This is a genomic window from Paenibacillus azoreducens, assembly GCF_021654775.1.
Lineage (GTDB): Bacteria > Bacillota > Bacilli > Paenibacillales > Paenibacillaceae > Paenibacillus_AQ > Paenibacillus_AQ azoreducens.
Genome location: NZ_AP025343.1, coordinates 617,126 through 643,183 on the forward strand (window position 1 = coordinate 617,126; position 26,058 = coordinate 643,183).

Here is a 26,058-nt window from a genome sequence, read left to right on the forward strand (position 1 = left end):
ATGCAAGCGTTGACAATACCTGGTATATGGTTGTCATGAACTTGGTTTCTTAACTACATACAACAGGAGGGATGCACATGGAATCATTGGGCCAAGAACCTGTTTCCTTGGGGCGGCTGGCTGAAAGAATGTCCGACAGACTAACTTCGGCGCCGCATCTTTTGCCTATTTTCCAAAATGCCATCCGCAACACATGGGGGACGACACTAAAGAGAATGGAGGATGGAACCACCTTCGTCATTACCGGCGATATTCCGGCTATGTGGCTTCGCGATTCGGCTGCGCAGGTAAGACCCTTTCTGGTGTTGGCGGCAGAGGATAGGGAAGTGGGAGATTTGATCGAGGGATTAGTGGTTAGGCAGTTAAAGTCCATCTTACTCGATCCGCATGCAAACGCTTTCAACGAAAGTCCTAATGGCCACGGACATCAGGGGGACGAAACGGAAATGTCTCCATGGATCTGGGAACGCAAATATGAAATTGACTCCCTCTGCTATCCGCTGCAGCTCAGCTATCTGCTCTGGAAAAATACCGGAAGAATCTCGCAGTTTGGCGACCTGTTCAAAGAAGCGGCGAGCGTAATCATGGATCTGTGGACCACGGAACAAAGGCATGAAACCGACTCGAAGTACAGGTTCCAGCGAAGGGACTGCGTTCCCACGGACACGTTAATCCGCGAGGGAAAAGGCGCCGAGACCGGATATACCGGCATGACGTGGTCTGGATTCCGTCCGAGTGACGATGCCTGCGATTATGGTTACTTGATTCCGTCCAACATGTTTGCGGTGGTTGTGCTCGGATATCTTCAAGAGATTGCCAAAGAGGTGCTTCGGGATGAAGAGCTGTCCAGCAGGGCCTATCATCTTGCTGCGGAGATCGACAACGGAATTCAGCAGTACGGAATTGTAGAGCACCCGGAATTCGGCAAAATGTATGCTTATGAGACGGACGGCCTCGGCAATCACAATCTGATGGATGATGCCAACGTACCGAGTCTTTTGTCCATTCCTTACCTTGGCTACAGAGGGACGAACGATGCAGTCTACCGGAACACGCGACGGTTTATTTTAAGTAGAAACAATCCTTGCTACTATGCGGGAAGTGCCGCAGAGGGGATCGGCAGTCCGCATACGCCAAAAGGTTATGTCTGGCATATAGCGCTTGCGATGCAGGGGCTGACGGATGACCGGGTAGAGGAGAAGGAACGACTTCTTAAAGTCATGAGCGAGACCGATGCCGGCACAGGCCTGATGCATGAAAGCTTCAATGCCGATCATCCCGAGGACTATACCAGACCCTGGTTTTCCTGGGCGAACATGATGTTCTGCGAGCTGCTAATGGATTACTGCGGAGTGCGGGTACAGCGGTGACTAACCGGTTATGACCGGATTCATTTCAAGAAAAAGAGAATATTCAGGGAGGTTATTTGAATGAAAAAATGGGCTTCCATCGTGCTGACTGCGTTTATGGCGGTTTCCCTGTTGGCGGGGTGCGGATCGAAAGAAACAGATAGCAACACAACAGCCAAAGGAGGCGCAAGCTCCTCCGATAAGCCGGTTGAGCTTGCTTTCTGGGGGGACTGGGCCGGTGAAGGACAAAAACAATTTGAGACGATGGTCGATGCTTTCAACAAATCCCAGAATAAAATTCATGTGAAATATGTGCTCCAGCAAGATATGATCACGAAATTCATGACGACGGCAACCTCGGGCGGGGAATCGCCGGATCTTGTGTTCTGGGACAGATGGCGGACCTCGTTGTACGCACCGAAAAACGTGTTCCATCCGATCGACGAATTTATGGAGCAGGACAAAATCAACAAAGACGATTTCTACGGCGAAGCGCTCAAAGAACTGAGCTATGACGGCAAGCTGTACGGTCTTCCGTTGACGGTGGATGCAAGGGCGCTCTTCTATAATAAAAAAATTCTGGATGCAGCCGGCGTGAAGCCTCCGACCAATTGGGATGAACTGGAGCAGGCTGCAATCAAAACAACCAAGTGGAACGGCAGCAAGCTGGAGGTCGCGGGTTTCTCTCTTGCGGACAATGGACTCTTCAACATGTATCTGCAGCAGACCGGTGGTCAGATGCTGGATGAGACCGGAACCAAAACCAACTTCAATAACGAGAAGGGTCTCGAGGTACTGAATTTCTGGGATCGCCTCCTAAACAAGGATAAAGTCTACAAGATCGGATTCGAACAAGGGCTGGGCGAAGGAACCGATGCTTTCGTAACCGGGAAGCTGGCGATGCAGTATACCGGGCCTTGGATGCTCAGCACCTACAAAAAATACGGCAAGGACCTCGATTTTGGCGTCGTAACCCCTCCCGTTGGGCCGAATGGCGATAAAGGCAGCGTAATGGGAGGTTTGGGTCTTGTCATCCCGGAAGGTTCCAAACATCAGAAGGAAGCCTGGGAATTCATGAAATGGTGGGCGGCGAATAAGGACAACGCTCTGCTCTGGGCCAAGACGAGTCTGAATATTCCGGGCTTCAAGCCTGCGATCGAAGATCCATTCTTCCAGAATGATCCGCTCTGGAAACCTTTCCTTGATACCCTTGAATTCGCCAAAATCCGTGCACAGCATCCGGGCTATTCCGTGATGGAGGATGACGGGTTGATTCCGAATCTGCAGCTGTTCCAGCAGAATAAGATGAGCGCGGAAGAAGCGCTGGCCAAATCCCAGCAGCGCGGAGACCAGCTCCTGCAGGACAATGCGGCCGTGAAATAAAACCGGGCGAGGAATTTACCATGAATGGGCGGCAGGGGCCTTGATGTTAGGGCCCCAAAAGGCTCAAAGGGAGGGATGGATGTTGGCTTCGATAGGAAAGCTGAACCGGCATCAGGAAAAAATGGCCTACGTGTTTATCACCCCGACACTGCTATTATTTGCGATTTTCACCGTAATTCCGGTCGTGATGGCACTGTATTTGAGTTTTACGAATTACGATGTCCTGAGCCGGATGGACTGGGTGGCTTTGGACAATTACAAACGGTTGTTTAAAGACAGCCTGTACTGGACCACCTTTAAAAACGTCATCTTTTATTCGATTATTTTCGTACCGCTCAACATTCTGTTTTCCTTGGGACTGGCGATGCTGATGAATTTTAAACGCTTCGGTATCCGTTTGTTCCGTACCTTGAACTATTTGCCGACGCTGACTTCAGCCGTTGCAGCCGCAACGGTGTGGATTTGGCTGCTGCACCCGGAATTCGGTCTGGTGAACAACATCCTCGGCTGGTTTGGGATTACGGGTCCGGCCTGGCTGGCACAAACAGAGACGGCAATGCCTTCCATCATTATGGTGACCCTATGGCAGTCGATTGGCTCCAATATGGTGATTTACATTGCCGGCCTGCAGGGAGTGCCGGATTATTTGTATGAATCAGCGAAGCTCGACGGCGCCTCCGCTTTTGCGAGATTTCGTTATATTACCTGGCCGCAGCTAAGACCGACGACTTTCCTGATCAGCACGATGGCGATTATCGGCGCGCTGCAGCTGTTCGACCAGGCTTTCGTCCTCACGCAGGGGGGGCCCGGAAATGTGACCAAAACGCCGGTGTACCTGATTTACCAGCAAGGCTTCAAGCAGCTGCAGATGGGGTATGCCTCGGCGCAGGCATTCGTTTTGGCAATTGCCATTTTAATATTTTCGCTGATCAACATGCGCATCAATAAAGCGGAAGAACCGGTGGTGTAAAGGAGGAAAGACCATGGATACCACTATTGAACCTAATGCCGGTACAGGAAGGCTTTCGAAACCGCCGGGTGTTGTGTTCGGTAAAGTCGCGGCAGCAGCGCTCTTTTATATTGTAGCCATTTTGATTGCGGCGGCGATGTTTCTGCCTTTTTTCTGGAGCTTGATTACCTCGTTCAAGCCAAGCGACGAAATCTTCTCGGTGCCGCTGCGCTGGCTGCCGTCGCATTTTACATTAGAGCATTACATCAAGGCGTTTACGACGGTTTCATTCGGCCTGTATTTCAAGAATTCCGTGATCTTGGCAGTTGCCGGCGTCATTGCGAACCTGTTTTTCGGTTCCCTTGCCGGATATGCTTTCGCCAAGCTGAGTTTCCGCGGCAATATGCCGATTTTCCGCACGCTTTTGGCTGCGATGATGATTCCGGGCATCGTGACGATGATTCCAAGCTTTTATGTACTGCGTCATTTTCCGCTGCTGGGTGGCAATGATCTCTTCGGCTCCGGGGGAATGGGGCTGTTGAATTCCTTCTGGGGGATTATTCTTCCGGGAGCCTCCGGAACGTTCGCCGTCTTTTTTATGCGGCAATTCTTCCTGACACTGCCCTCTGACATGATGGAAGTGGCCCGCATTGAAGGCTGCGGCGAATTCCGCATCTTCTGGAACATTTATCTGCCGCTGACGAAACCGGCCCTTGCCACGCTCAGTATCTTTACGTTCCAGGCAGGCTGGAACAGCTTCCTGTGGCCGATGATCGTCCTGAACGATCCTGACAAAGCGACCATTCAGATGGGGCTGCAAGCCTTTTCCTACAATAATCAGACAGACTACGGACCGATGATGGCCGGGGCCCTTATTGCGATTCTGCCGATTCTGGTTCTGTTCCTGCTGCTGCAAAAGTATTTTGTGCAGGGCATTGCTTTCAGCGGTATTAAAGGCTGAGGAAGTGAGCCTGACACATGCTGTTACTTTAATCCAATTCCATGCGGGAAGGAACGAAGGGTATATGAGAAAGAACTGGGGAAAATGGGCGCTTGCGGCATAACGGATCGTCAATGAGCGCGTACTCGCCGAGTTCTGGTTCACATTGAACTTCACAGCCGTTCCGTCGGTATTCCAGCCCGCAACATAACCTCTTCCGGAAAATCCCGGCGAGCTGCTCTCCGTCAGGATACCGTAGCAGGAAACGCGAGCCGGTATGTTACGGTGAACGGAAAAGTGGTCCAATCCAACCTGAACTTTCCCGCTACAAGCGGCTGGGGGGACTGGAAGACTGTGACGATGAACGTAGATCTTCAGGCTGGCTATAACCAAATTATCATCGGCCAGGATACCCCGAAAGGAAACGCTAATTATTTGAACCTTGATAAAATATACGGACTGTAAGGCTTGGTCTAGAGAAAGAGGAGGAGAGAGCATGCTGTGGTCTGATCGCGCGGAAGCAGCTCAGGAAGCGCTCCGGCAATATTTTTGGAACCCGGAGATTGCGATGTACAACATTGAAACCCCTTGCCCGGACGGAGAATGCAACACGATTATTTTTCATTACTGGTGGATGGCCCATGCCGTGGATGTTTTGGTAGACGGTTTGCTCAGATCGAAGCGGGGGATTTATGACCGGACGCTGGCTGAGCTTCACGAAGGCATTTTGCGCCGCAACGGAGGCGCGTACCCGAATGAGCTTTATGACGATATGGAATGGATGGCCATTGCCTGGCTCCGCGCTTACAACGCGACCGGACGAGAGACTTACAAGAAAACGGCTCTTTTGCTATGGGAAGATATCAAAACAGGTTGGAACGATCATATGGGCGGAGGCATCGCCTGGCAGAAATCGCAGTTGGATTATAAAAATACTCCTGCAAATGCTCCGGCTGTCATTTTGGCGGCAAGACTGTACCAGTGTTTTGGGAATCAGGAGGATCTCGATTGGGCAAAGAGGATTTATGATTGGCAAAAACGGCACCTGGTTGATCCGCAGAGCGGCTTTGTCTGGGACGGGATGAACCGTACTGGTGACGGGAGCATTGATAAGGATTGGAAGTTCACCTATTGCCAGGGTGTGTTTATAGGAGCAGGAGTAGAGCTGTATCGCGCAACCGGAGAGGTCTTGTATCTGAAGGATGCGCTGCGGACGGCAGAAGCGGCAGAAGCGGAACTTGCGGGACAAGACGGATTGTTCCCGGATGAAGAGGATGGCGACGGCGGTCTGTTCAAAGGTATTCTGGTACGTTACTTGGCGGAGTTATGCCTTTGTGTCGGTTCTCCCGGGCAGCCGGCGGCAGCATTGCTGATCCGCAATGCGGATAGCTTATGGGAACAGGGAAGAGGCGCCGGTTATCTCTTCGGGACGGACTGGAGCAAACCTCCTGCCGGAAATGTATCGCTCAGCACGCAGCTCAGCGGCATCAAGCTTCTGGAACGGATGGCGGAGCTGGAATGGAAAGGAATCCTCCTTCAAGAGGTTTAAGGGCGGCGCGTAACAGAGAAAGATGCGGGCTTGAAAATCGTCCTTCGATAATGACAACGAAGGACGATTTTCTCTGTTCTGTTCGGCGGCCCAATCATCATGATTTCTTGATATTATAATTGGAAGAATCCCTGATAAGCAGCTCGGAATCCACGACAAATACCCGTTTATCCTCGAATTGGTTGTCGTTCATCTGATCGATGAACTTCTCTACAATAATCGCGCCCATCGTATATTTTGGCTGGTTCACTGTGCTCAGTGACGGCGTGATGTATTTGCTGATCCGGTTGTTGTCGACGCCGACGACGGCTAACTGATCCGGGATGGATATCCCATGTTTGGCGCATGCCTGGTATACGCCGAGCGCCATCTCGTCGTTGGCGGCAAAGACAGCGGTGAACGGAATCTGCTTCTGAATCAGCCGCTCCATCGCATCGAATCCGCCGGTTTCGTTGAAGTTGCCGTTCTCCACGAGCTCCGGACGGAAAGGAATATGATTGTCCTTGAGCGCCTTCAAATATCCTTCCAGCCGCTCATAGCTGTCAATCGCCTCCGGGTAACCGTTAAGGAACACGATATCCCGGTGCCCGCATGCCAGCAGATGCTCCATCACCTGCCTGGAAAATTTGACGTTATCGGTATATATGCAAGGGATTTTTGCATGTTCGATGTGTCGTCCGATCACGGCGATATAGTAGCCTTTGTCGGCCATTTCGCCGATTTCCTCATCCGGAAGCTGCGGCGTGATCATGATGACACCATCCATCGTGCGGTCCATCAGCATCGTGAGGTATTCGCGTTCTTTTTCGGGCTGATTCTCGGCATCGCAAATAAAAACCCTGTACTTCTGGGCATAAGCCATATTTTCGATCCCTTTAATGATTTCGGTAAAATATGCATTGTTGATATCCTGGGCGATGACGCCGATGTTCATCGTCTTTTGTTGGCGGAGATTTTTGGCGGCCGCATTGGGATGATAGTTCAGCTCATCCACGGCCCGCATCACTTTATCTCTCGTTTTGGCCCTTACGCCGCTGGCCTGATTCAGTACGCGGGAAACCGTAGCGGGGGAGACGCCGGCCTTGGCGGCAACGTCGATGATTTTTGCATCCATATGATTTACCTACTTTTTATTTTTTTGGCTGAACTTTTTTGAAATTCTCATTTGACAAATGTTTCTTGCGTAATTATAATTCAAAATGAAATCGATTTCAATAACTGCTGAGATTCTAAGTTTATGCCTTGGGAAGTCGATATCCAGCCTAATCTTTATTTATTGAGAAGGGCTTTTCTTTTAGAATAAAAAGAAATCGATTTCATTTTTATGTTTAATTAATGTTATTAAGTTGGAATCGGAGGTGTGATACATATTTTTATTCGCATAAATGAAATCGATTTCATTATAGGGGATGATGAACCTTATCATGAGGTTTTGTTCACGTCCTGACGTTATTTTAACGAACCGAGGTGAAGTATTAGGTGCGGGAATTTCTCAAGGAGCTGGCCAAAAACAGAGTACTGTTTCTGATGATCCTGCCGGCGCTGCTGTTCTTTATTGTTTTTAGCTATATTCCGATGGTCGGCGTCTATTATGCTTTTACGAATTTCAGCTTTGACGGCGGATTGTTCGGGAGTCCTTTTGTCGGCATGCAGAACTTTAAATTTCTGTTCGAGTCGGGGGCGCTGTACAATCTCACGAAAAACACCGTGCTTTACAATTTGGCGTTTATTTTCGTCGGCAACTTGCTGCAGCTCATCTGTGCGGTCTTCCTCAGCGAAATGGCCGGCAAGTGGTTCAAGAAAACGACGCAGTCGATTATGTTTCTGCCTTTCTTTATTTCCTTCGTCCTTGTCGGCGCATTTGTCTACAACCTATTTAACTTTGAAACCGGCTCGGTAAACGCGCTTCTGCGCGGGCTTGGTCTTCAGCCTTATGATTTTTACCTTCATACTGCCCCATGGAAATACATCATCGTTTTCTTCAACGTCTGGAAAGGTCTCGGTTACGGCACGGTTATTTACCTGGCAGCCATTATGGGTATCAGCGACGAATATCACGAAGCGGCCAAGATCGACGGGGCCAATATTTTCAAACGTATCCGCTACATCACGATTCCGCTGCTTAGGCCGACCTTCGTGCTGCTTATTCTGCTCAGCCTGGGCGGTATTTTGAAAGGGCAATTCGATCTTTTTTGGCAGATTGTCGGCAACAACGGGATGCTTTATGACGCCACGGATATTATCGATACTTATGTCTACCGTTCGCTTGCCATCAATTTCGATATCGGCATGGGAACGGCGGCCGGATTGTTCCAATCCTTCTTCGGTTTTGTGCTGGTCGTGACCGTGAATTGGATCGTCCGCAAGGTGCAGAAGGATTATGCGCTTTTTTGAAGATTGTGCCTTCATCCGTACAATCATTGGTTCAACTTATTTAGATAAGAGCAGAGTAAGGACGGAATTTTAGAACTTAAAGGAGGTAGCCGTACATTGCGTGCTGAACGCTCGACCATCGTTTTTAACATTATGGGTTATATCGTCATTTCGGTGCTCGCTTTGCTGTGCCTGCTGCCGTTCTGGCTGATTATTTCCGGTTCGTTTTCAGCGGAGGATGACATTATACGGGACGGTTTCCGGCTGGTGCCGAATCACTTTTCCATCGATGCCTACAAAGCGGTATTCAGTAATCCGATGCAAATTATCCAGGCTTACGAAGTTACCGTCGGGCTGACGCTGACCGGAACGATACTGGGGCTCTTTTTTACTTCAATGGCAGGTTACGTCCTGTCCCGCAAAGATTTCAAATACCGCGACAAGCTGGCCTTTTTCATTTATTTTACGACCTTGTTCAGCGGCGGCCTGATCCCGTGGTATATCCTGATCGTCAACTATTTGGACTGGAAGGACAGCTACCTGGCGCTGCTGGTTCCGGCGCTTATGAGTGCGTGGAATATTATCCTGATGAAGAATTTCATGAAATCGATTCCAGACTCCATCGTGGAGTCGGCCAAAATCGACGGCGCGGGAGAGTTCACGATCTACTGGAAGCTCATTCTTCCGCTCTCGACGCCGGGGCTGGCTACGATCGGCCTGTTTCTTGGGCTCTCGTATTGGAACGATTGGTTCTCCGCCAATGTGTTTATTACGACCGAATCCAAATATCCGCTGCAGTTTCTGCTCTATAAAATTTTAGCCAGTGCGGCGGTGCTCAAAACCGATATCGCCGGCAATTTGGGCGCGGATTTTAAGGCGCCAGCCGAAACGCTGAAGATGGCGGTGGCGATCGTCGTAACCGGTCCAATCATTTTTCTGTATCCGTTCGTGCAGCGTTACTTCGTCAAAGGTCTCACCATTGGCGCCGTAAAGGGATAGTGCGATCAACGTCTGTCCTGACCGGCAGCCCGATGTCAATGAAATCATAAACAGGGGGAGTATTTTATGAAAAAGAGGTTGTTCAAACTGCTGTCCGTCTGTATGGCTGTGGCGATGCTGTCTGTACTCATGTCCGCGTGCGGCGGCAGTGGAGGAAGCGGAAGCCCGGAGGAAGGCAAAAGCACGGATTCATCCGCGAAAGAGGAATCGGCTGCGGTAGATGACGGCAAACCGGATACATCCAAAAAGGTAGTGCTGAACTGGTACCTGCTGGGCGATGCGCATGCCGATACACCGAAGGTTGTGGCTGAGTGGAACAAAATGCTAGAAAAAGACCTTAACGCGACCGTGAAGCTGAACTTCACGACCTGGAACGACTGGCAGACCAAATACAACCTCCTGCTTGCTTCGGGAGAAAAGGTGGATATGCTGTTTGCGTCGTCCTGGGCCGACTTTTTCAAATTTGCGAAGCAAGGCGCGTTTTTGGATCTCAAGGATCTGCTGCCGAAGTATGCGCCGGAAACTTGGAAAGAGGTGCCTGAGCAGGATTGGAAGGACGTGACGATCGGGGGCAAAATCCTTGCCGTGCCGAGCACTTATCCCGAATATACGCCGGACGGACTGGTATATCGCGAAGACTGGCGAGAAGAATTGAACGCTCCTGAAATCACTGATCTGGATTCGATCGAGAAATACCTGGAAGCAGTCAAAACTGTCAAAAAAGTGACGCCGATCAAAGGCAAGGCATGGAATGAAGTGAACACCCTTTTCCACAACTATTACGATTTCAAAAACATCGGCGGCGACAGCGGCGTTATCGTGGCCAAATCCTACGACACGCCTCGCGATGTGGTGGCTTATCCTTTCACAATGGAATTCGAAGAATGGGTGAAACGGATGAAAACCTGGGCGGATAAAGGATTCTGGACGTCCAACACGCTTTCGATTCAGCAGGAATCGGGCGATTTCATCAAAACGGGAACCGGTGCGGTCTATTGGCGCAATGCTCCGGGCGCATCGGGCTTTATTGCCGACATCGAAAAAAACCATAGAGAGATCAAAAAAATGGGCTATTTCCCGTTCACTCGTTTCCATAACTATGCCGTGCCGAACCTTGGCATCAACAACGGCATGGCCATTCCGAAAAATTCGGAAAATCCGGAACGTTCCTTGATGGTGCTTGAAAAGCTCCGCAATGATCCGAAATATTATAACCTGATGACGTACGGCATTGAAGGCGAAAACTACGTCTTAAACGACAAGGGCGCGATCGTTTCCCCGCCACCGGGCAAAGATCCGAAAAAAGGCTACGGCATTGCCAGCTGGGGCTGGAGATACAGCAAAAACGAGCATCCATCTTCCAACCGCTGGGAAGGCGAGGATAAATTGATGGAGGAATTCAAAGCGGCATCGAGACCGGATATTTTCGCTCCGATCCTGATGGACTACCAGCCGGTCAAATCCCAGCTTGCCGCCGTCAACCAGGTGTACCAGCAGTTCGGCATGCCGCTGATGATGGGGCTTGTGCCGGATGTGGATCAAGCGCTCGAAAATTACCGCAGCAAGCTGAAAGCGGCGGGCGTAGATGCCGTGCTGGCTTATGTTCAGAAGGAAGTTAACGCATATGCAGATGAAAAAGGGTTAAAATAGAGGATTTTGCAAGGAGGAACAGCAATGAATCAGCATGCTAACGTATGGCTCAGCACAATCGACCAGCAGCAGAAGCTGCAGCTGCAGCAGCCGGCGGTTATCGTAGAAACGGCTGCGGCACATAAGGCGGTCAAACGCATTCGGGTTGAAGCGGATAAAAGGTATCAGGAGATGGACGGTTTTGGAGCCTCTTTTACGGATGCTTCTGCGTACCTGGTGCAGCGGGTGCTGGATGGGAAGTCGCGCCGGGAGGTCATGAAAAAGCTGTTTGATCCGGAAGAAGGGATCGGGATCAGTTTTCTGCGCCAGCCGATGGGGGCGACCGACTATACGACGGAAATTTACAGCTATGATGACATGCCGGAAGGCGAGGAAGATTTCCTGCTTGAGCATTTCAGTATCGATCATGACCGTGATTATGTCATTCCGGCGGTGCTGGAAGCACTTAGTATCAATCCGGCCATCAAAGTGATGGCTTCGCCATGGAGCCCGCCGGGGTGGATGAAAACCTCGGGGCATATGATAACGGGCAAGCTGCGTCCGGCATGTTACGGCGTCTACGCGCAGTATTTCGTGAAATTCGTGCAGGCGTATGAAGCGGCGGGCATCCCGATCTATGCGGTATCGATTCAAAATGAACCCGGCTACGAGCCGAAGGAATATCCGGGCATGTTGATGACGCCGCAGGAGGAGGCTGAATTCATCCGCAACCATTTGGGACCGGCTTTCGAAAAAGCGGGCATACAAGCGAAAATCCTTTGCTACGACCATAACTGGGACGTTCCCCAGCATCCGCTTGGCATCTTGTCGGATCGGGAAGCCGCCCGTTACATCGCGGGAGTCGCTTGGCATGTATACGGCGGCGAACATGAAGCGATGTCGCAGGTGAAGGAGGCGTATCCGGACAAGGAAGCGTGGTTCACGGAAGCGTCCGGAGGCAGCTGGATTCCGCCGTTCCGTACCGCGTTTCTGGATCAGATGAAGCATGTCATCCGCACGACCCGGAACTGGTCCAAGTCGGTGGTGTGGTGGAATCTCGCGCTTGACGAGCGCAACGGTCCGACCGTGCTTTCGAACAGCACCTGCCGCGGGCTGGTGCAGATCAATCAGGCGAGCGGGGATGTGAAATACGAGCTGGATTACTACACAATGGGGCATATCAGCAAGTTCGTCATGCCGGGCGCATACCGGATCGGGTCAACCACCTTCCGTGACGAACTGGAAACCGCCGCTTTCCTGAATCGGGACGGCCGGACGGTGCTGATCCTGTCCAACCGCACGGAGCAGGAGCAAACCGTGGAGATTGACACCGGAAAAGGTTTTTTTGCGCTGACGCTCCCGGGAGGTGCGGCGGCGACGGCGAAGTGGTAGGAAAGGCGGCAAGATTGTGACGCATTAAAATATTTTAACGGACACAGCTACCGCTATAGGGGGGGATTTCGCCAACTATGAAATCTAACGGACACAGTTGCAACTATTTGGCGAAAATGCCCCCTTTAGAGATAGTTTTACAGCAATTTAAGTGCTGCGGTGACCATTAGAATTTGAAAATTGCTGCTTTTTGCGAATTAGCGTCCATGGTGTCCGTTACGTGCGGGTATTTGTTAGAATCGGCTGCACTATTGCTGCCGCCTAAGAAGCCATTTGTACCTTTTCCTCAGGCTTGCCCTGCAGCAGCTGCATTCCCCCTACGATCATGATCGTCGCAACCAAAACGGACAGCAGGATGAGCAGGAGCGAAGCGGCTGCACTTGTAACGGCAGGCCCGCCGTTTACCATGTTCATAATGCCGGTAACCGCATAGGTGGCTGGTGAATATTCACTGACAAAGTGGTAAAAGGATGGCAGCAATTCACGCGGAACCATTGCCCCGGATGTAATCAGCTGTATGGACAGCAGCGCGATATTGATCCACCCGCCGGCATCGCTGAAGATATAAAATGACAGCTGAGCGACGAACAAAAACGTGATGACGTAGATGAACTGGAACAGCCACATGGCGGCAAATCCCTGATCGGAATGGACGCCCATCAGGGTAACCATGCCGGTACCGACGGTTGTCACAAGCAAAGACGCCGCGATATTAAGCAGCGACCGGGCCGAGAGCAATGTCCAGCGGCCGTATGTTTGCCTGATCAGCTTGGAAGCCTTGTTCACTTCCATCACGAACAGCATGCAGCCTGTGAAGGAAGCGAGAACAAGCATCATGGGCACCATCGTCCGTGAAAAGTTGGAGATGGCGTGAATGTTGTTCATGTCCGCCACGACGCGTGAAGACATGGATTGCGAAAGATGGAGCGCTTGGGATTTTGGAATATTCGACTGCTCGAGAACGGCGGTAATTCGGGATTGAACCGCTTGATCGTTGAGCGAGGCTGAAATCTGGTTAACCACGGTTTGCATGACGCTTTTGACCATCGACGGATTGGACTCGTTAACGGAGTACGTCACAACAGCCTTTTGAGCGGGATCTTTTATTGCGTGAGAGAAGTCCTTCGGAATATGAACGACCATTTGCAGTTTACGTTCGTCAAGCTCGGCCATTGCTTGCTCAAGATTGCTTTCCTGCATCATTTGAAATGGCAGCTTCGTCATCATTGCCTGCATAGCTTTCGATCCAATGCCCTGATCTTCATTCACAACCGCAATCGTAAACCGGTTCACATTGTTTGTAATATGATCGTACCCCGTCAGCCAAATCAAGCTGAATAATATTTGGAAGATAAGCGCCGTAATCGTTCCGATGATCACCATTGGAGATTTCAACAAAGCTAACAATGCAGATTTAATAGATTTCATGTGCAGCACTCCTTTTTTTATTTATTGATAAATAAATAATGTTGCCAAAAAAATGCGACCTCGGGCAGGAGGCAGCATTTTGACGATATTTAATAGAGGGTTTTGCAAAAACCTGAATAAAAGCTATTTGTTCGACCAAGGCGAAAGCTCAGGGGCTTCGAGCACTTCTGACATGGTGATGATGAGTCCCGAGCCGATAAACATGCTGGCTGCAAATTTAGCATTCGGTATTCCCGAACGCTCGAAGCGCAGGATCACCGTCTGGTGAATCGAGGTGAAATGATTACGCACAATCGCGCGGATGCCGGGTTCGGAAGTCGTAAATGCTTGCATGGTGACGAGCATTTCATCGCGGTGGGTCTTCATCAGTTGACCGAATGCACGGCCCATAACCTCAACGAGCTGTTCAGGCGGGGCTTCCACATTGACGAACGCCTCTTCAATTTTGCCTTTGGCACGTTCCAGGACTGCGATAAACAGATCTTCCTTGGATTTGAAGAAGTGAAAGACGTATGGCTGCGTCACGCCGGCCGCTTTTGCTACATTAGCTGTTGTCGTCTTGTAATAACCATGTTCGGCAAAGGATGCCACGGCAGCATCAATGATTTGATCCCTGCGTGACGGTGAAGCTTCTTTTGATGGCATGTTGGATCAGCACCTTTTTTATTTATTAATCAATAAATTAATACTCTTCATAGAAATTGTCAATCCTTTTTTGCAATTCTGTTTTTTACGCAATGCTTGAAAAAGGAGAGGTATAATCAAAGAAAACAAAAATTTGGCTTTATGCCGATTATTTAAGCAAAACACTATTGACCCTCCTCTTTGGTCAGGCTTTAGACTGCTCTCAGAAAGGAGTGAAGCTTATTATGCTATTCACAGTCAAAGAAGTATCGGATCTGTCCAAGGTGACGATCAAGACGCTGCATCATTATCACAAAATCGCTCTGCTTGAGCCGGCCGAAATCACGGAAGCGGGCTATCGCTTATACGGAATGAAAGAGCTTGAACGACTGCAGGCGATTTTATTTTACCGCGAGCTCGATTTTTCATTGGAGCAAATCGGCAAGCTGCTGGACCGGGAGCCGGACCGGATGGCGATGCTGGCGGACCAGGAAAAACTTCTGGAGCAGCGCAGGTTGAGATTGGACCGGGTCATGGACACGCTTAGGAAAACGAAAGCCGGCCTGGAAAGCGGAAAAACACTGCCGCAGGAGGAATTGTTCACCGGCTTTGAGAGCGAAGAAGAGTGGCGGCAAGCGCTGCAGGAACAAAGCGATTATCTTAAAGAACAGTACGGGGTAGAGCTTGAAGCGGAGCCGATTGATGTGCAGGAGATGAACGAGCAGGCCGTGGAGGCCGCAGCTTTTATGAAAAATATGTCCGCTTCCCTGCGTGGGGGGATCAAGCATAACGATCCGAGGGTCCATCAATTGATTCGGGATCATTTGGAATTTATGAACGCGCATGGTCATCAAATATCGGCTAAGGATTTTACGTCCCAGACATCGTTTTTTCTGCAGGATGATTTTCATCTTGGCATGCTCGAAGGACAGCAAACCGGTTTGGCTTATTACTTGAATGCCGCTGCGGCGTCGTATGCCGAAGCCGAAACTGAAGCATAAAAAAATACAGGCAGAGGATAGACGAAACGTTTATCTTCTGTCTTTTTTTGTCGATAGAGATGATTATTCCAAATTTTTATATTGTGCATCCACAAGGAACTTTTGTCCCTCCATCGAATACATACGCCTAACAGCCAAAGGGAAAGGAGGCTCTGCCGCATGCAAGTACGAGTACCCATTTTGAAGTCGGCATATCGGTATTTCAAGCGAAACCTGCGCGCCAAGCTGTTTTTGTTTTTCTTTATCGCATCGGCTGTCCCCTTGATGATTCTCGGGTATTTGTCATATTCGAAATCCACGGAGGAAATGCAGTCGCAGACCGTCCAATACGGCCAATCAAATATCACCCAGCTGCAGTCGCAGCTTGATTCGTATTCGCGCCAAATGAAATCGACCACCCGTTATATCTATTCCTACCTGCTTGATCCGCTTAACGGCACGCTGCATCCGGAAGAGCCGCAGGACTATGCTGGTTATGTGAGCCAAAAAAACTTCAACCGCTTTCTGGCTGCTCATAAAACAGAGGAAACCTCGGGCATTTATCTCATTACGCCGTCAAATATTTATTTCGGATCGCCCCAGATTGATGTGAACAGGCTGAAGCAGCAGCCATGGTGGCAGGCCATTCCCGGGAATTACCGCGGCGAATATTGGACGGGGCTTCATGACAGCAGCTATTACGTGTCCCGCAACATGAATATTCCAAAGCAGATCATCGGTCTGGTATTTCCGGTGCAAAGCCAATACGGTTACCTGCAAAACAGCCGGATCGTCGTCGAAATGGACGCAACCAAGCTGCTGGAATCTTTCCGGACGCTCGAAAACAACCTGCATTCCTTCATTACGATCCGGGACAAGGACGGCAGGCTGATCTATCAGAGCCCGAACATGGTCGAGGCGAGGGACGATGATCTCGTGTGGAACCGCAGCATTGAGTCCAGCGGGTGGAGCATTGAGGTAAGAACGCTGTATGAGCCGGTGTACCGCTCGACGATCATGATCCGCTATTTTACGATCGCGCTCATCGGATTTGCTTTTGTGCTTGTCCTGCTGATTTCCTACTTGTTCTCCGCACGCCTGACGAGACGGATTATTTCCCTAAAAAATAAAATGCAGCTTGTCGGCATCGGCCAGCTTCAATCGCGCATCGAGCCGAATACGGAGGACGAACTCGGACGCCTGGGGGCGAGCTTTAATAAAATGGTGGAGCAGATCCGTTTCCTCATCGAGGAGGTGCAGCATAAGGAACAGCTCAAAAAAGAAGCCCAGCTGCAGGCCTTCCACTACCAGATCAACCCGCATCTGCTGCTGAACACGCTCAACATGATCCAGTGGCAGGCGAAGCTTAAGAGCGACCCGGAAATCCAGAACATGATCCACTATCTGATCAAGGTGCTGGAGGGTAACCTGGTAATCACGGAAGAGCTGATTCCTTTGCAAAAGGAGCTGCAAACCGTCGAATATTATTTGAAAATCCAGGAGGTGCGCTACAGCGGGGCCTTTGAGTACAGCATCGACGTGAACGCGGCGCTTGCCTCCTGCCTGATTCCGCGCATGACGCTGCAGCCGCTGCTCGAAAATACGTTTTTTCACGGTTTTGAAGACGGCGAAGGCACCATTCGTATCGAAGTGAGGGAGGAAGGGACAGATCTGGTACTGACGCTGGAAGACGACGGCGAGGGCATCGAACCGGACAAGCTGGCAACTCTTCTTCATGCGAAACAATCCCCGGCTCGGCTTGGAAAGGGCGGGCTCGGCTGCTACAATGTCGATCAAAAATTCAAGCTCCATTTTGGGGAAATGTACGGCATGCAGATTCGGTCGAAGCTGGGCGAAGGAACTGCGATTACCATTCGCTGGCCGAAAACGGAAGGTGCAAACAACCGGATTTTATCTGCGGACAAGGAAGAAAACCGAACAAATTGACAGAAAAGTGAAAACAAAATTCCGTTATGAAACGCTTTCATTGTTGTTATACTTGGGAAAATTATTGGGTTTCACAAAGGAGGCAGGCAGCTATGAATGCCATGAAACGCATGTCGGCGGCTGTATTATGTTCGGTTCTCATGTTGACGCTAATTTTGTCAGGTTGTTCCGGCAAAACGGGCGAAAGCAAGTCCGAGGGGGAAGCGGCGGGCAAAAAGACGAAAATTACCGTCTGGATTTGGGAGGATGCCAAAAACGTCATTGATCTGAACATGCCGGAATTCAAAAAGCAGTACCCGGAGATCGATGTGGATTTGCATGTACTTGCCCAGTCCGATGTCTATCAAAATTTCCTGATTGCAGCCAGTTCCAGCGATGAGGTTCCCGATGTGGTGAATCTCGAATCGCTCCGCTTGTCGCAAATGATCGAAACCGGCGGTTTGCTGGACATTACGGATAAGGTGGCTCCGTATAAGGATAAAATGAATGCTTATAAATGGGCTGACGCCACAAAAGACGGCAAAATTTACGCGATGCCATGGGACAGCGGCCCGGTAGTCATGTTCTACCGCAACGATCTGTTCAAGCAGGCGGGGCTTCCTTACAAGCCGGAGGACGTGGCCGCCCAACTGAAGACCTGGAATGACTATATGAAATTCGCCAAGCAGCTGAAGGAAAAAACGGGCGTCGCGATGCTGGCGGAATCGAAATCGCAGACCGACGGCGTGTTCTTCCAACAGATGTTGTGGCAGCGCGACCTGTGGATGTTCGGCAAGGACGGTTCGGTTCAGCTGGATAACCCGGAAGTGATCAAGACGGCGCAGTATTTCGTCGACCTCGTGAAAAACGGCTATGTATATGAGGTGAAGCCATGGAGCGACGCCTGGTACAGCTCCTTCCAGCAAAATAAAGAAGCGACCATCGTAGGCGCCTCCTGGTACGAAGGACTGCTGCCGACGCTGATCGATCCGGACGCAAGCGGCAAATGGTCGGTGGTGCCGATGCCGAAGTGGTCCGCAGATGATAAATACGGCAGCGCGATCGACGGCGGGGCGAACCTGGCCATCAACAAAAACTCCAAGCATCCGGAAGAGGCGTGGAAATTCATCGAATTCATGCTCGGCAAAGAAGAGTCGCAGCTCAAGATGATGAAGGAAGGCGGATTGTTCCCATCCCTCGAGACGACCTACAATGACGAGGTTTTTAAGGGAAAGGTACCTTACTTTAACGACCAGCCGGTCCGTACCCTGTACATCGATGCTGTGAAGAATGTGGCTCCAATCACCTATACAAAGGATTATCCGCTTGCCAATGAACTGATTACGAACGCCTTCGCCGAGATCTTCCTTGACAATAAGTCGGTTGAAAGCGTGTTCAAAAAGGCGGCTGCCGAGCTGCGGCAGAAGACGGGACGCAAATAGGCAACCATGAATCTGCGTGTAAAGATACCGAAGCCGTCCGCACCCCGAACATACCGGTCAACCCGGGCTCGTAGTGCGAGGCTTCGCTTTCCTGGAGGAATCCCGATGCAAAATTTTTACTGGAGATGGCAGTTTAAAACGGCGCCGTACCGGTTTATCGCCCCGTTTTTCATATGTTTTGTGGTGTTTGTATTTATACCCTTCATATTTTCGATTTACTTGAGCTTCACGAACTGGCATGGCGAGGAAGCGAAAACATTCGTCGGGCTCGCGAATTACAAAACGCTGCTGACGGGCCGCGAGTTCTGGCAGTCGCTGCTCAACAGCATCATCATTTTTGTGCTGTACGTGCCGGCGATGCTGCTGCTGGCGCTCATTTTCGCTTCCTGTCTCAGCAGCAGCTGGATGAAATGGACCGGATTTTTCCGCACGGTGTTTTTTATTCCGAACATTACTTCGGTCGTCGCCATTTCGTTCGTGTTTCTGCTTATTTTCAACTCGACGGGCATTCTCAATCAGCTGCTGATGAATGCGGGGGTCATCCATGAGCCGATTCCGTTTCTGGAAACGCCATGGTGGGCCCGGATCTCGGTGTCGCTGCTCGTTATTTTTAGGTGGACCGGTTACAACATGATTCTGCTGCTGGGCGGCATGCAGAGCATCTCGAAATCGCTGTACGAAGCGGCCGAGGTAGATGGAGCCAGCGGCATCAAGTCGTTTTGGTACATCACCCTGCCCTTGATGAAAAGGCTGCTGGCCTTTTGTACCGTGCTGTCCACGCTCGGGACGTTTTCGCTGTTTACGGAGCCGTTCATTTTGACCAAAGGCGGACCGAATCTGGCCACGACGACGCCGGTAGTCCTGATCTACAAGGAAAGCTTCCAAAATCTGAACATGGGTTACGCTTCTACGATTTCGATCTTTTTCTTTATCGTGATGATGATTCTTTCCTTAATGCAGCTGCGGCTGTTCCGGGAAAACGATTAGGCGGTGGATGACATGAGAAAACAACATAAAACCTTATCCATTGTCATGCTTTTGGTATTTCTGGCGCTGGCCGCCGTATTCATGTTTCCGTTTGTCTGGATGCTTAGTTCGTCGTTGAAGGATAAGAGCCAAATTTTTGCGAGTCCTCCGGTCTGGATTCCACACACTTTTCATTGGGAGAACTTTACGCAGCTGTTTACGGAGCGGCATTTCGGGGCGGTCATCCTGAACAGTCTGTTTACGGCTGTGACCGGCACGGTAGGAGCTTTGTTTTTCTGCTCGCTGGCCGGGTTTGCTTTTGCGAAATACCGCTTTCGCGGCAAAGGGCTGCTGTTCGGACTGGTGCTGGCGTCACTGATGATTCCGATGGAATCGAGCCTTGTGCCGCTGTTTGTCATTTACCGCGAACTTGGGCTGATCGACCAGCTGTGGGGCGTCATTCTACCGCGGCTGACCAGCGCCTTCGGCATCTTTTACATGAGGCAGTATTGCATGTCGATCGAAAATGAGCTGCTTGAGGCGGCACGGATGGACGGCTGCTCGGAGAACCGGATTTACTTCCGCATCGTGGCTCCGATTTTGATTCCGGCGTTTGCGAGCCTTGGCATCATCTTTTTCGTGGAGGAATGGAACAATTTCCTGTGGCCGACGGTCATTCTCCGCAGCGAAGATCATTTGACGATCGCCGTGGCGATTCGCGCGCTTCAGTCCGGAGTCCGGACGCCGTACAACCTGATTATGTCGGGTTCGGTGATCAGCGTTTTGCCGATGCTTGCCGTGATTTTCATATTCCAGAAGCAGATTTTCGCCGGGCTGACCGACGGAACCGTAAAAGGATAAATTTGCGTTGCAGTGACCGTTTGGCATAAGGATACGGCAAAAGGAGGCGTGACCATGGCAGTACCCAAAATAAAGGTTCTGATTGTCGATGATGAGTTGATCGTCCGCAAAGGACTGCGCACCACGGTGCCTTGGGAACGGTACGGGATGGAAGTGGTGGCCGAGGCGGGCAACGGGCTGAAGGGTTGGGATGCGTTTCTTGCGCATCGACCCGACGTCGTCATTACGGATATCGTGATGCCGAAGCTGAACGGGCTGGAGCTCGCGCGCAGAATCAAGCAGGCGGAAGGGGACACGCAAATTTTGCTGCTCAGCTGCCATGAGGATTTCTCCTATGCGCAGCAGGGTTTCCGGATTGGAGCTTCGGGTTATATTCTCAAAACCAATATGGATGAAGATGAAATCGGCTTTTATCTGAATCAGTTTCAGGAGCAGTATCTTCAGCGGACCGGCGGCAGCGTTTCGAGAGAAGCGGTGATCCATGGGAGCGGTGAGGCGCGGCAGGCGTACATCGGCTCCTGGCTCGGCGGTTTTTCGGTAGGGATCGAAGAGCAGGCAGGGCAGTGGTTTGCGGAGGACTGGAGCTGGATGGGCGAAGGCTGCTTCATCTTGCTGATCCGCTGCGGTGAAGGAAGCGGCATGCTGGATAACGGCGGCTGGCAGGAGGTGCTGCAGGCTGCAGGTGCGCCGAGTGAATGCATTTCCTGCGGGAAAGGCAGAACCTTTCTGGTGTGCAAGCCAATTGCGGCGGAAAGGGTTATCCATCGGTTGAAGGCCTTGAAGGGTAAGCAATCGAAGCTGATTTGGCGGGAGCAGGGACTTGTCTCCGGCATACAAGCATGGATTGACGCAATGCTGAGCCTGTATCGGCAGGATGAACTTATGATCCAGTATGACCTATGGGATGACACTTGGCCGGAGGCCGTCATGAAGGCAATCGGGATTGTCTCTTCCGACCGGGGCAGCACGTTATCCGTCGCCGAGGTCGCGGAGGAGGTCGGGCTGAGCCGCAGCCATTTCAGCACGCTGTTCAAACGTACGGTAGGCGAGAACTTTATCGATTTTCAAGCGAAAATCAAACTTCATAAAGCCGAGCATATGCTGACAGGCACGCTGATGAGCGTCAACGAAATATCCGACCAATTGGGGATGGTGGACGCCGGTTATTTCAGCAAATGGTTCAAGCGCTGCACGGGAATCACTCCCAGTCAGTATCGCTCGGTTCAGCATCAGGATGCAATTATTGAAGAGAAAAGAGGGCTACAGCGACATGATCAACAACAGGCAACCGCGGAATGACTGGGAAAATCTCGACGTGCTGCAGCTTAAGCGGCTCAAAGATCATGCGTATTTCGTGTCGTACGCGGATGCGGCGGCCGCGCTGACGTATGAGAGAGGGCTTTCTCCCTGGTTCCGCCTATTGAACGGTTCTTGGAGATTCCATTACGCCGCCGCGCCGGGGCTTGCGCCTGAAGGCTTTGAGAGGGAAGATTTCGACGAATCGGCCTGGGCGACGCTGGAGGTGCCTGGACACTGGCAGCTGCAAGGATACGGCAAACCGCATTATACGGATTTGTATTACCCGTTCCCGGTCGATCCGCCGCGCGTGCCTTCGGATAATCCGACAGGCTGTTACCGCAGAAGCTTCCATATTCCGGCGGCATGGACGGACAGGCAAATCGTGCTGCGTTTCGAGGGCGTGGACAGCGCCTTTCATGTATGGGTTAACGGGCAGGAAGCGGGGTACAGCCAAGGCAGCCGCCTGCCGTCCGAATTCGATATTACGCCTTATATTCGCGAAGGCGGTAACCAGGTAGCCGTTAAGGTCTACCAATGGTCCGACGGCTCGTACCTGGAGGACCAGGATATGTGGTGGCTCAGCGGGATTTTCCGCGATGTGAGCCTGTTTGCCCGGCCCAAGGTGCAGATACGCGATTTTACGATCCGCACCGATCTGAACGACGCCTTGGATCAAGGCGTGCTGGATATTCAAGTTGAGATCGAAAGATTGATGGCAGCAGGTGTGGGCGGGAGCGGGTATCGCTTGAAGGCGCGGCTGCTGGATGAAAGCAAGGTGAAGGAGGTTGGAGCCGGGATTGTTGGCGGCGTTGGAATGGTGTCCTGCGAGGCCGAACTTGCCTCACTTCGCATTCGGGTGGAACGGCCGCGGCTGTGGTCCGCGGAAGAGCCGAATCTGTATCATCTGCTGCTTACGCTGGAGGATGAAGAGGGCGGCATCATCGAATGCATCCCGTACCGGGTCGGGTTCCGGCGAATCGAGATCGCAGGCAATCAATTTTTGGTTAACGGGGTGCCGATTCTTCTGAAGGGCGTAAACCGTCACGATTATCACCCGGAGCTGGGACGCACTGTGCCATACGGAACGATGCTTCAGGATGTGCTGCTGATGAAGCGGCATAACATCAACGCCGTCCGCACCTCGCATTATCCGAATGATCCGCGGTTTTACGATCTATGCGACGAATACGGCCTGTACGTGATGGATGAGACGGATCTGGAATGCCACGGCTTCGAACTGCTCGGCAATATCAGCCGGATCAGCGACGATCCCGCCTGGAAAAACGCCTATGTGGACCGCATGGTTCGCATGGTGGAGCGGGATAAAAACCATCCGAGCATCATCATGTGGTCGATGGGCAACGAGTCCGGCTTCGGCTGCAATTTTGAGGCCATGGCCGACTGGTGCCGGGCCAAAGATCCGACCCGCCTGATCCATTACGAGGAGGACCGGGAAGGCAAGTCCGTCGATGTGATGAGCACCATGTATACGTCCGTGGAAAAGCTGGCCGAGCTGGCGGGCGCGGAAGGTCCGCAAAAGCCGCGGATCATCTGCGAATATGCGCATGCCATGGGCAACGGGCCGGGGGGATTGACCGAATACAACGAGCTGTTCCGCAGCTGCGAAGGGCTGCAGGGCGGATTCGTCTGGGAGTGGACCGACCACGGTCTAAGGACAGTGGATGAACAGGGTAGAAGCTATTACGCCTACGGCGGGGACTTTGGCGACGTGCCGAACAACTCCAATTTTTGCCTGGACGGTCTGCTATTCCCTGACCGAACGCCTTCACCGGGTTTACTTGAGCTGAAGAAGGTCATTGAACCCGTGGCCACGGTGGCAATTGATCTGGAACACGGAGAGTTCGAGGCGGAAAATCGGTTCGATTTTATCGGTTTAGATGGTTTTGAGGTTTCCTGGTCGCTTCATGCGGATGGACAACTGCTGCAAAGCGGTTCCGCCCCGATGCCGGAGGTGGAACCTCACCGCCGGGCACGGCTTGCCTTGCCTTATCAGCTTGCGGGGCTGGATGTTCAGGTTGCAGGCGAGATCTATCTGACGATCCGGTATGCACTAAGGCAGGACTGCATATGGGCCAGGAAGGGGCATGAAGTGGCGACGGCCCAGTTCCGGATCCCGGAAGAGCTGCTGTCTCTACCGCAAGTTGCGTCTGAGGATGCCAGTGCCCATCGTGCGCCTGGGGTTTTAAGCTGCGCTGAGCAGGGACATCATCTGCAAATAAGCGGAGCCGATTTTGAGCTTGTGTTTAACATGGCGGAAGGAATCATTCAATCCTGGACATCGAACGGAACGGATATGATCGCAAACGGCGGGGGACCGAAGCTTTCCTTCTGGAGAGCACCCATCGACAATGACATGTACATTGTGCAGGAGTGGCGCAAAGCGTATCTGCATCTGCTTCAGCATCGGATCGATGATGTATCTTGGGATCATACCGATGAAGGCAGCGTGACCGTGAATGTCCATACCCGTATCGCGCCGCCGGTGTACGATTGGGGCTTCCGCTGCACTTACCGGTACACGCTCCATGGCGACGGCCGGATGCATCTTAGCGTGGACGGTGAACCGGAAGGCACGCCGCCGAAGATGCTGCCGCGGATCGGTCTGGATCTGACGCTGCCGGCAGCGATGGACCAGGTAGAATGGTCCGGCAGAGGTCCGGGCGAATCGTACGCTGACAGCAAACAGGCTAACCTTTTCGGCGTTTATCATGCTTCAGTCGATGAATTATTCACGCCATATATCGTTCCGCAGGACAACGGAAACCGTACCGATGTGAGTTGGGTATCCGTAACGAATATCCGGGGGGCCGGAATTTTGGCTGCAGGGCTGCCGGGTCTGGAATTCAGCGCTCACCGCTATACGGCGGAAGATCTGGAGAAGGCCGCGCATTTGAAGGATTTAACGCCCAGAGACGCCGTTTTTCTGCATCTCGACTACCGCCAAAACGGACTGGGCAGCAACAGCTGCGGACCGGCTCAGCTGCCGGCGTATGAACTGCGGCCGGAAGCATTTGCATATCAGCTTATGCTGATCCCGTATTCCAATCAGGCTGTATCTCCAGCCAACCTGCGAAAGGAGTTATTAAAACGACATGCCGAATAATCAGAACATTTTGCGTTTGGACGGAAAGACAGCAGTGGTGACGGGAGGAGCCTCAGGCATCGGGTATGCCGCAGCCGAAATGCTGGGGGAGTTTGGCGCCCGGGTCATGCTGCTGGACATTCATGAAGAGAACGGGGAAAAGGCGGCGGCCCGCATCCGCGAAAGCGGCGGTCAGGCCCGGTTTTACCGCTGCAACGTGGCTTCCGGAGAGGATTGCAAACGGACGGCGGACGCCATTGCAGAGGAATTCGGACGCATCGATATCCTGTTTAACAATGCGGGCGTCATTCGCCGCAAAACGGTGGTCGATCTGGATGAGCAGGATTGGGATCTGGTCATGGACGTATCCTTGAAGGGCGCTTATCTGCTCTCCAAGTATGTTATTCCGCATATGGCCGCGGGCGGCGGAGGCAGCATCATCAATACGGGCTCGGGCTGGGGGCTGAAGGGCGGCGACCAAGCCGCCGCTTATTGTGCGGCTAAGGCCGGCGTGGTGAATCTCACCAAAGCGATGGCAATCGATCATGGCCCGCAGAACATCCGCGTGAACTGCGTATGCCCTGGCGATACGGACACGCCGCTGCTGCGGGACGAAGCGAAGCAGCTCGGGAAGGAAGAGTCCTCCTTCCTTGTGTCCTCGGCGTCCGGACGTCCGCTGGAGCGGCTCGGTACGCCGCGCGACATCGCCGGTGCGGTGCTGTTCCTCGCAAGCGAAATGTCCGCTTGGGTGACAGGCAGCGTGCTGGTCGTTGATGGCGGCGGTTTGGCTTAGACAGGCGCCTTTTAACATGACAACGAACGGATAAGCATATACGGATCAAAATGGGTTGATAAGGAGAGATGAC

General features: G+C 51.8%; 21 protein-coding genes. 18 read left to right on the top strand and 3 right to left on the bottom strand.

Annotation, left to right across the window (positions count from 1 at the left end; translation table 11 throughout):
- Positions 1 to 77 precede the first annotated feature (77 nt).
- The 6 genes from L6442_RS02595 to L6442_RS02620 all read left to right on the top strand — a co-directional run bounded on the left by L6442_RS02595 (position 78) and on the right by L6442_RS02620 (position 6,170).
- On the top strand, positions 78 to 1,370 hold the full coding sequence (locus L6442_RS02595; RefSeq protein WP_212978294.1) for a glycoside hydrolase family 125 protein: 1,293 nt from the start codon (positions 78 to 80) through the stop codon (positions 1,368 to 1,370).
- A gap of 60 nt (positions 1,371 to 1,430) precedes the next feature.
- The gene (locus L6442_RS02600) at positions 1,431 to 2,732 is read left to right on the top strand and encodes an ABC transporter substrate-binding protein (protein WP_212978293.1); all 1,302 of its coding nucleotides are present in this window, start codon (positions 1,431 to 1,433) and stop codon (positions 2,730 to 2,732) included.
- Between the two features lie 79 nt (positions 2,733 to 2,811).
- Complete coding sequence (locus tag L6442_RS02605; RefSeq protein ID WP_194233113.1) at positions 2,812 to 3,702, top strand: carbohydrate ABC transporter permease; 891 nt, start codon at positions 2,812 to 2,814, stop codon at positions 3,700 to 3,702.
- A 13-nt stretch (positions 3,703 to 3,715) separates the two neighbouring features.
- The gene (locus L6442_RS02610; RefSeq protein WP_212978292.1) at positions 3,716 to 4,642 is read left to right on the top strand and encodes a carbohydrate ABC transporter permease; all 927 of its coding nucleotides are present in this window, start codon (positions 3,716 to 3,718) and stop codon (positions 4,640 to 4,642) included.
- A 264-nt stretch (positions 4,643 to 4,906) separates the two neighbouring features.
- Positions 4,907 to 5,086, top strand: a complete 180-nt coding sequence (locus L6442_RS02615) for a carbohydrate-binding protein (RefSeq protein WP_212978291.1) — start codon at positions 4,907 to 4,909, stop codon at positions 5,084 to 5,086.
- Between the two features lie 31 nt (positions 5,087 to 5,117).
- Complete coding sequence (locus L6442_RS02620; RefSeq protein WP_212978290.1) at positions 5,118 to 6,170, top strand: glycoside hydrolase family 76 protein; 1,053 nt, start codon at positions 5,118 to 5,120, stop codon at positions 6,168 to 6,170.
- Positions 6,171 to 6,267: 97 nt separating this feature from the next.
- Here L6442_RS02620 and L6442_RS02625 read toward each other — a convergent pair whose 3' ends face one another.
- Positions 6,268 to 7,284 carry a LacI family DNA-binding transcriptional regulator gene (locus L6442_RS02625; RefSeq protein ID WP_212978289.1) on the bottom strand — a complete coding sequence of 339 codons (1,017 nt, stop codon included), beginning with the start codon at positions 7,282 to 7,284 and terminating at the stop codon, positions 6,268 to 6,270.
- Positions 7,285 to 7,697: 413 nt separating this feature from the next.
- Between L6442_RS02625 and L6442_RS02630 the strand changes: the two genes are divergently transcribed.
- The 4 genes from L6442_RS02630 to L6442_RS02645 all read left to right on the top strand — a co-directional run bounded on the left by L6442_RS02630 (position 7,698) and on the right by L6442_RS02645 (position 12,563).
- Positions 7,698 to 8,564: an ABC transporter permease gene (locus L6442_RS02630; RefSeq protein ID WP_373871805.1), complete on the top strand. Its 867-nt coding sequence runs from the start codon at positions 7,698 to 7,700 to the stop codon at positions 8,562 to 8,564.
- 132 nt (positions 8,565 to 8,696) lie between these two features.
- Positions 8,697 to 9,542 carry a carbohydrate ABC transporter permease gene (locus tag L6442_RS02635; RefSeq protein WP_212978423.1) on the top strand — a complete coding sequence of 282 codons (846 nt, stop codon included), beginning with the start codon at positions 8,697 to 8,699 and terminating at the stop codon, positions 9,540 to 9,542.
- 66 nt (positions 9,543 to 9,608) lie between these two features.
- Positions 9,609 to 11,192 (top strand): extracellular solute-binding protein, encoded by a 1,584-nt coding sequence (locus tag L6442_RS02640; protein ID WP_212978287.1) that lies wholly within the window; start codon positions 9,609 to 9,611, stop codon positions 11,190 to 11,192.
- Positions 11,193 to 11,216: 24 nt separating this feature from the next.
- Positions 11,217 to 12,563, top strand: a complete 1,347-nt coding sequence (locus L6442_RS02645) for a glycoside hydrolase family 30 protein (RefSeq protein WP_212978286.1) — start codon at positions 11,217 to 11,219, stop codon at positions 12,561 to 12,563.
- Positions 12,564 to 12,824: 261 nt separating this feature from the next.
- Here the strand turns inward: L6442_RS02645 and L6442_RS02650 are convergent, their stop codons facing one another.
- Together L6442_RS02650 and L6442_RS02655 are read right to left on the bottom strand one after the other, a co-directional pair.
- Positions 12,825 to 13,991 carry a YhgE/Pip domain-containing protein gene (locus tag L6442_RS02650; protein ID WP_237100187.1) on the bottom strand — a complete coding sequence of 389 codons (1,167 nt, stop codon included), beginning with the start codon at positions 13,989 to 13,991 and terminating at the stop codon, positions 12,825 to 12,827.
- A 123-nt stretch (positions 13,992 to 14,114) separates the two neighbouring features.
- On the bottom strand, positions 14,115 to 14,636 hold the full coding sequence (locus L6442_RS02655; protein WP_212978285.1) for a TetR/AcrR family transcriptional regulator: 522 nt from the start codon (positions 14,634 to 14,636) through the stop codon (positions 14,115 to 14,117).
- Positions 14,637 to 14,860: 224 nt separating this feature from the next.
- On the opposite strand from L6442_RS02655, the gene L6442_RS02660 reads away from it, so the two are divergent.
- The 8 genes from L6442_RS02660 to L6442_RS02695 all read left to right on the top strand — a co-directional run bounded on the left by L6442_RS02660 (position 14,861) and on the right by L6442_RS02695 (position 25,985).
- Complete coding sequence (locus L6442_RS02660) at positions 14,861 to 15,616, top strand: MerR family transcriptional regulator (RefSeq protein WP_212978284.1); 756 nt, start codon at positions 14,861 to 14,863, stop codon at positions 15,614 to 15,616.
- A gap of 159 nt (positions 15,617 to 15,775) precedes the next feature.
- Positions 15,776 to 17,542 carry a cache domain-containing sensor histidine kinase gene (locus L6442_RS02665; protein ID WP_237100188.1) on the top strand — a complete coding sequence of 589 codons (1,767 nt, stop codon included), beginning with the start codon at positions 15,776 to 15,778 and terminating at the stop codon, positions 17,540 to 17,542.
- Between the two features lie 92 nt (positions 17,543 to 17,634).
- Entirely contained in the window at positions 17,635 to 18,963 is a 1,329-nt protein-coding gene (locus L6442_RS02670; protein ID WP_212978283.1) for an ABC transporter substrate-binding protein, read from the top strand.
- A gap of 105 nt (positions 18,964 to 19,068) precedes the next feature.
- On the top strand, positions 19,069 to 19,950 hold the full coding sequence (locus L6442_RS02675; protein ID WP_194233107.1) for a carbohydrate ABC transporter permease: 882 nt from the start codon (positions 19,069 to 19,071) through the stop codon (positions 19,948 to 19,950).
- A gap of 12 nt (positions 19,951 to 19,962) precedes the next feature.
- On the top strand, positions 19,963 to 20,790 hold the full coding sequence (locus tag L6442_RS02680; protein WP_212978282.1) for a carbohydrate ABC transporter permease: 828 nt from the start codon (positions 19,963 to 19,965) through the stop codon (positions 20,788 to 20,790).
- A gap of 54 nt (positions 20,791 to 20,844) precedes the next feature.
- Entirely contained in the window at positions 20,845 to 22,089 is a 1,245-nt protein-coding gene (locus tag L6442_RS02685) for a response regulator transcription factor (RefSeq protein ID WP_212978281.1), read from the top strand.
- Positions 22,034 to 25,213 carry a beta-galactosidase subunit alpha gene (gene ebgA / locus L6442_RS02690; protein ID WP_306436681.1) on the top strand — a complete coding sequence of 1,060 codons (3,180 nt, stop codon included), beginning with the start codon at positions 22,034 to 22,036 and terminating at the stop codon, positions 25,211 to 25,213. Before L6442_RS02685 ends, ebgA begins: the two co-directional genes overlap by 56 nt.
- A complete protein-coding gene (locus L6442_RS02695; protein ID WP_212978280.1) occupies positions 25,203 to 25,985 on the top strand; it encodes an SDR family NAD(P)-dependent oxidoreductase in 783 nt (260 codons plus the stop codon). The genes ebgA and L6442_RS02695 overlap by 11 nt, the downstream gene beginning before the upstream one ends.
- Positions 25,986 to 26,058 lie beyond the last annotated feature (73 nt).

Excerpts from the sequence above, each read along its gene's own strand:
- L6442_RS02610 (WP_212978292.1), top strand. The coding sequence starts at position 3,716 with ATGGATACCACTATTGAACCTAATGCCGGTACAGGAAGGCTTTCGAAA.
- L6442_RS02595 (WP_212978294.1), top strand. The coding sequence starts at position 78 with ATGGAATCATTGGGCCAAGAACCTGTTTCCTTGGGGCGGCTGGCTGAA.
- L6442_RS02635 (WP_212978423.1), top strand. The coding sequence starts at position 8,697 with ATGGGTTATATCGTCATTTCGGTGCTCGCTTTGCTGTGCCTGCTGCCG.
- L6442_RS02655 (WP_212978285.1), bottom strand. The coding sequence starts at position 14,636 with ATGCCATCAAAAGAAGCTTCACCGTCACGCAGGGATCAAATCATTGAT.
- L6442_RS02630 (WP_373871805.1), top strand. The coding sequence starts at position 7,698 with ATGATCCTGCCGGCGCTGCTGTTCTTTATTGTTTTTAGCTATATTCCG.
- L6442_RS02625 (WP_212978289.1), bottom strand. The coding sequence starts at position 7,284 with ATGGATGCAAAAATCATCGACGTTGCCGCCAAGGCCGGCGTCTCCCCC.
- L6442_RS02670 (WP_212978283.1), top strand. The coding sequence starts at position 17,635 with ATGAATGCCATGAAACGCATGTCGGCGGCTGTATTATGTTCGGTTCTC.
- L6442_RS02685 (WP_212978281.1), top strand. The coding sequence starts at position 20,845 with ATGGCAGTACCCAAAATAAAGGTTCTGATTGTCGATGATGAGTTGATC.
- L6442_RS02675 (WP_194233107.1), top strand. The coding sequence starts at position 19,069 with ATGCAAAATTTTTACTGGAGATGGCAGTTTAAAACGGCGCCGTACCGG.
- L6442_RS02695 (WP_212978280.1), top strand. The coding sequence starts at position 25,203 with ATGCCGAATAATCAGAACATTTTGCGTTTGGACGGAAAGACAGCAGTG.
- L6442_RS02680 (WP_212978282.1), top strand. The coding sequence starts at position 19,963 with ATGAGAAAACAACATAAAACCTTATCCATTGTCATGCTTTTGGTATTT.
- L6442_RS02645 (WP_212978286.1), top strand. The coding sequence starts at position 11,217 with ATGAATCAGCATGCTAACGTATGGCTCAGCACAATCGACCAGCAGCAG.
- L6442_RS02600 (WP_212978293.1), top strand. The coding sequence starts at position 1,431 with ATGAAAAAATGGGCTTCCATCGTGCTGACTGCGTTTATGGCGGTTTCC.
- L6442_RS02640 (WP_212978287.1), top strand. The coding sequence starts at position 9,609 with ATGAAAAAGAGGTTGTTCAAACTGCTGTCCGTCTGTATGGCTGTGGCG.
- L6442_RS02620 (WP_212978290.1), top strand. The coding sequence starts at position 5,118 with ATGCTGTGGTCTGATCGCGCGGAAGCAGCTCAGGAAGCGCTCCGGCAA.
- L6442_RS02650 (WP_237100187.1), bottom strand. The coding sequence starts at position 13,991 with ATGAAATCTATTAAATCTGCATTGTTAGCTTTGTTGAAATCTCCAATG.
- L6442_RS02605 (WP_194233113.1), top strand. The coding sequence starts at position 2,812 with ATGTTGGCTTCGATAGGAAAGCTGAACCGGCATCAGGAAAAAATGGCC.
- L6442_RS02660 (WP_212978284.1), top strand. The coding sequence starts at position 14,861 with ATGCTATTCACAGTCAAAGAAGTATCGGATCTGTCCAAGGTGACGATC.
- L6442_RS02665 (WP_237100188.1), top strand. The coding sequence starts at position 15,776 with ATGCAAGTACGAGTACCCATTTTGAAGTCGGCATATCGGTATTTCAAG.